Annotated in this window: 6 protein-coding genes; 4 read left to right on the top strand and 2 right to left on the bottom strand. The window is 47.7% G+C overall.

Going from position 1 to position 5047, the window contains the following annotated elements; all coding sequences use genetic code 11:
• Positions 1-71 precede the first annotated feature (71 nt).
• Together PHU49_14450 and PHU49_14445 are read right to left on the bottom strand one after the other, a co-directional pair.
• Entirely contained in the window at positions 72-383 is a 312-nt protein-coding gene (locus PHU49_14450) for a hypothetical protein (GenBank protein MDD5245206.1), read from the bottom strand.
• 126 nt (positions 384-509) lie between these two features.
• Positions 510-1100, bottom strand: coding sequence for a flavin reductase family protein (locus PHU49_14445; GenBank protein ID MDD5245205.1), 591 nt, complete (start codon positions 1098-1100; stop codon positions 510-512).
• 102 nt (positions 1101-1202) lie between these two features.
• Here PHU49_14445 and PHU49_14440 point away from each other — a divergent pair, with 102 nt between their 5' ends.
• From PHU49_14440 to PHU49_14425, 4 genes are read left to right on the top strand one after another with little or no spacing between them, the layout of a single operon-like run.
• Entirely contained in the window at positions 1203-2102 is a 900-nt protein-coding gene (locus tag PHU49_14440; GenBank protein MDD5245204.1) for a ParB/RepB/Spo0J family partition protein, read from the top strand.
• Entirely contained in the window at positions 2083-3030 is a 948-nt protein-coding gene (locus PHU49_14435; protein ID MDD5245203.1) for a hypothetical protein, read from the top strand. The genes PHU49_14440 and PHU49_14435 overlap by 20 nt, the downstream gene beginning before the upstream one ends.
• On the top strand, positions 3027-3818 hold the full coding sequence (locus tag PHU49_14430; GenBank protein MDD5245202.1) for an SDR family NAD(P)-dependent oxidoreductase: 792 nt from the start codon (positions 3027-3029) through the stop codon (positions 3816-3818). The genes PHU49_14435 and PHU49_14430 overlap by 4 nt, the downstream gene beginning before the upstream one ends.
• A gap of 2 nt (positions 3819-3820) precedes the next feature.
• Positions 3821-4483 (top strand): DUF4013 domain-containing protein, encoded by a 663-nt coding sequence (locus PHU49_14425; protein MDD5245201.1) that lies wholly within the window; start codon positions 3821-3823, stop codon positions 4481-4483.
• Positions 4484-5047 lie beyond the last annotated feature (564 nt).

The raw sequence follows: 5047 nt of genomic DNA, 5'->3' as shown, positions 1-5047 counted from the left end.
AAACGTCTGTTTGAATCTTTTGGGCTTACGATCGTTATCTTTTTTAACGCCTCAATGGCCATAGGTTTTCGCTATAAATTTTTACACCGGGATACAATCAGCCCCACCTGCTTCCGGAGGCTGTCATCGGGGGTCCGGTCCAGGGCATCAAGAACCGTCTTCAGTTCTCCTTCGGCAGCGGCCAACGCATTCCTGTATCTCTCCTCTGTGTTTCTCTGGAATTCAGCGATCCTCTGGTGCGTCTCCTCGGTAAGTTTCTTCCGGTAGGAAACAATCTCTTCTTCCACGGTCTTCTCCAGTTGCTTCGCTTCGGTGTGCGCTTGCAGCACTATTGATTCGGCCTCACTCTCCAGACCAACGACATCTTTTATTAACATGACCATCTACCTATGCGCCTTCCTGAAAGCACTAAAGCATTTAGGATATTCCTGACGGAAAACCTTACAAGCCAAACCGGGAAAATCTCACCATCTAAAGATAGACACAATCTATTTTTATATCTTATTGTTCTAATGACTGTCAATCAATACTGATGAATATTTTTTTCCGATCGAGAATGACTTGCCGAGGAATTTTCCAAACCCGTAGTAGTTCCGTATCTCCGCGGCATATACAAGAGGTTTGATCTTCCCGATGTCAGGGAGACCGTCCCTGCCGAGGATATCCTCATCTGCCTTCACGTCCAGTATCTCGCCTATGAACTGTGTATGCAGGCCGATCTCCACGGTCCGGATCAGTTTACATTCAAGGATAAAAGGAAATTCCCTGATATAGGGGGCATCGACACAATCGCTTTTAACGGGCGTCAGACCTGTTGTCGCGAACTTGTCCACCTTCTTTCCGGTAGCAATCCCGAAATAATCCGCTTCTTTCACGTATTGTTCTGTCGCGACATTAATTGTAAAGGCCTTCCTTTCAACAATATTCCCATAACTATACGTTGCCTTTCTCAGTGAGATCCCTACACAGGGCGGCTGCGAGCAGCATATCCCTCCCCACGCGACGGTCATTGCGTTCGGCTTCCCTGCCTTATCGTATGAGCCCACGACAAGAACCGGCGTGGGAAATATCATGGTCCTCGCCCCGATCGATTTCTTCATGGTTCCCTCCTCGTGTTGATCTGATAATATACCGCAATATTGACACCAAATTCCAATTTCTTGTACAATAAACAGAACAAAAGGTGTTATCTTTCTTTGCAGATGAAAACAATTCCGCTGAACGATATCAATATCAACGACAGACGTTTCTGTATTTCCTATCCTCTGGAAGATGAGATCCTCACGGAATCGATACAAGAGATCGGTATCGTCCAGCCCGTCCTTCTTCTCGATGCCTCCCCCCCGATCATCATAACGGGGTTCAAAAGGATTGCGTCAGCAAAAAAGCTCGGATTCACAAAGGTCCCCGCAATAATCAAAAAGGCCGGCGCCGATGAGGCCATTCTCATGTCGATCCACGACAACCTTGGAAGAGGGCTTAATACCGTTGAAAAGGCCTGTGCGCTGGAAAAGATGGTCAGTGCGGGTTTCCCCCGGCAAAGGATCTTCGGGACAATGACGCTGTTGTCGCTTGAACCCCATGAAAAGGTTCTCAACAACTTTGTCGCAATAGCGAACGAAGGGGAACCCCTGATGGGTTTTCTTGTCCGGCACGGGGTTTCAATGAAGAACATTGAATATCTCCTTGGATTCGATGTGCAGGAAAGAAATGACATTATCTCCCTTGTATCCCCTCTCCGCCTTACCGAGAGCTTATTGAGAGAAATACTGGAGATGCTTATCCTCATCAAGATCAAAAAAGGCGCGATCAATTTCAGAGGGCTGCGTGCGGCAGGCGATGGGAGAGACCTGAAAACACGATTGAAGAAAAGGAACTATCCTATCCTGTCGTCTATGGAAAAAGACCTTTTTACCGTTAAACAACGCTGCGCGCTGCCGCCGAATATCGACATTAAGGTAGACCCTTTTTTTGAAAAGGAGTATATTGATATATTGTTGAAGATAAAAAGTGAAAACGATGTGAAGGCCTCCATCGAAAAACTGAGGACAATTCTGGAAGACGGTTATATAAGGAGCATCCTTGAACTCACTCAAGGTTGAACGCGTCGCGTCACAGGGCAACATTGTACGGGACTGTCCAGGGACAAAGAACCACATCTGCTGCGGCTACAAGACGATTGACCTCATTGAGGGCTGCGCCCTCTCGTGTTCGTACTGTATACTGAAGGCATATCTCAATTCCCCATCGATCACAATACACGACGACATCCCCTATGTGACCTCCCAGATAGACGAGATGATCAAAAAGGAGACCCGGCACATCCTCAGGTTCGGAACAGGTGAGCTTTCCGACAGTCTCGCGCTTGACAGGCGGTATGACCTCAACAGGCCGCTTATAGAATTCTTCGGCGAACGGAAAAAGGCCCTCATAGAACTGAAATCGAAGTGGGCCTATATCGATCACCTGATGCCGTACCTCAACCCTTACACGATCATCTCCTTTTCGGTATCTCCCCAGCAGATCATCGATCAGGAAGAGAAAAGGACGAGCCCTCTTTATAAACGGTTAAGAACAGCTAAGAAGGCCCAGGATGCGGGGTGCTTCGTGGGGCTTCACTTTGACCCGGTGATCATCTATCCCGGGTTCGAAAGGGATTACCGGTATCTCATTGAAGATATCGGCAGGCTCCTCGACATGGACAGGATTATCTGGATCAGCCTGGGGCTTCTCCGCTTCCCTCAAAAACTCCTCGGTCATTTCATGGAGAACAACAGGAAAAACCTGCTCCACGGCGAATTCATCAGGGGAGAGGACGGAAAGATGAGATATATCAAACAGCAGAGGATCAGGGTCTACAGAATGCTCTACAAACTCCTGAAAAGTAAAAACAAGGGACTTTTCATATACCTCTGCATGGAGAGGGAGGACGTCTGGCATAAGGTTACGGGAATGACGGTCGGCAATGACGAAGCCCTCATCGGGCTTTTTGATGAAAGGATTAAAAAATTATACGGAGGTAACATATGAGGTTTCAGGATAAGGTCGTTTTTATTACCGGCGGAGCTAAAGGCCTGGGAAAGGCCATGGCAGAGGCATTCCTCGCGGAAGGTGCATCGGTGGCAGTATGCAACAGGGACGCAGAGGCAATAAGCAAATTTGACGAGGAATTCAAAGGAAAAAAGGTGCTTGCCTTCGCCGCTGATATCACGAACTACGAGGAGATGGAAAAGGTTGCGGGAAAGGTCTGGGATACCTGGGGCAAGGTGGATGTACTCATCAACAACGCCGGCATCGTCAATCCCCTCGTTCCCTCTGAAAAAACAAAGAAAGAGAATTTTGACAGGGCGATCGATGTGAACCTGAAGGGAACATTCTACGTCTCCCAGATATTCGGGAAGCGTATGCTGGAGCAGAAATCAGGCAGGATCATCAATATAATCTCCCAGGTCGCCCTCTATGGTGAAAAGGGTTTCCTTCCTTATGCCATGAGCAAGGCCGGGCTGATGGTGATGACGCGGAACCTTGCATCCGAGTGGTCCCGCCATGGTGTTACTGTCGTCGGGATCGCCCCGGGTTTCATTGCCGGCGGCATGAACGCAGGGCTTATCAGGAAACAGGTCTTCGTCGATTTCCTCTCAAACAAGACACCTATCGGCAGGATGGCAAAGGTTGAGGAGATTACGGGCCTCGTTCTGTTTCTCACATCTCCGGAAGCCCAGTACATCAACGGGGAAACTATTGTCATTGACGGCGGGATGACCGGTTACACGGCAGAACCTCTTGTCGATTTCATCATGGCAGGTCAAGGAAAATAGCAATGGATATTATCTCCTTTGTCCGGTTTACCTTTAATACACGGTACATGACGCGGTGGATATACGGGGGACTTATCCTGTGTATCCCTGTTGCGAACTTTTTTTCTCTCGGTTTTCTTTCCAGGGCATCAAGGCTTTTCATTATAGCCGGTATGGGACTCCCCACCTGGCAGGACAAATATGACACGTGGATCGAAGGGATAAAGCTCCTCTTTATATTCATCCTTTATGGAGCAATTCCCTTCTTTATGTTCTCATGCGGTTTCTTCCTCACCACCCTGACCAGCATTACCGCCTTCTTCGGCAACATCATCATTACACTATCCTACGTGGCGCTCCTCATATGTTCTTTCTTTCTCCCCTTTGCCTTTGCCACATATGCTGAAAAGATGGATTTCAGAGATGCCCTCGAATTCGAAAATATCATACGGGGGATCAAGGAAGTCTTCGTGGAATATATCGCCGGGTACATAGGCGTCCTGATCCTTCTCTACGTATGCAGGTTGATCATTCGCATACCCTATTTCATCGGGTTCATCGTATCCTCTGTCCTCACGTACTACGTATTTCTCGTCGCCACCTATTACTTCACGGAACTCTACAAGAAGACAACCCTCACGAGTCTTATCGTGCCGGGAGAAAGTGGAACGGAAACACCCACGTAGCTGAGAGCAGAGGGCTGAGAGCTAAGAGTTAACGACCGCAAATCCGGAATCAGAAGTATAAAACGTAATGCAAGCATGAAATCCTAATATCGAAATCCTAAACAAATCCAAATGCTCAAAATTCAAAATGTGTTGAAGGGCATCTGTTTGGAACATTTGATATTTAAGTTTTGATATTACATAGAAAATAGCGTATCCCGGATACATCATTTACATTCTTCGAGGGTGCCGCGCGATGCGCGGCATGGGTAATTGTTCAGGATTTGGTGCCTTAGATATTCGGATTTATTTATGTCATTGCGAGCCACTTTCCCCTTTATGTCATTGCGAGCCACTTTCCCCTTTATGTCATTGCGAGCCACTTTTCCCTTTATGTCATTGCGAGCCCGCAGGGCGTGGCAATCTCACCAATAGATCATATCCCATGAGATCGCCACGTCGCTGAACAGCCTTTCTAAGGCGCCTCTCGCAGAGACGCAGGATACATCAGCATGGAGCATAGGGCGGAGAGTGAAAGACAAAACACGACCAACGAAAATATGTTCAAACTCTCAGCTCTTTGCT

The organism is Syntrophorhabdaceae bacterium (genome assembly GCA_028713955.1).
Lineage (GTDB): Bacteria > Desulfobacterota > Syntrophorhabdia > Syntrophorhabdales > Syntrophorhabdaceae > UBA5609.
The sequence above is the reverse complement of the archived record's forward strand: the minus strand, read 5'-3'. Positions and strand labels throughout refer to the sequence as shown.

Bases quoted from the DNA above. Each gene is read 5' to 3' on its own strand.
- PHU49_14450 (MDD5245206.1), bottom strand. From the start codon at position 383: ATGGTCATGTTAATAAAAGATGTCGTTGGTCTGGAGAGTGAGGCCGAA.
- PHU49_14445 (MDD5245205.1), bottom strand. From the start codon at position 1,100: ATGAAGAAATCGATCGGGGCGAGGACCATGATATTTCCCACGCCGGTT.
- PHU49_14440 (MDD5245204.1), top strand. From the start codon at position 1,203: ATGAAAACAATTCCGCTGAACGATATCAATATCAACGACAGACGTTTC.
- PHU49_14430 (MDD5245202.1), top strand. From the start codon at position 3,027: ATGAGGTTTCAGGATAAGGTCGTTTTTATTACCGGCGGAGCTAAAGGC.
- PHU49_14425 (MDD5245201.1), top strand. From the start codon at position 3,821: ATGGATATTATCTCCTTTGTCCGGTTTACCTTTAATACACGGTACATG.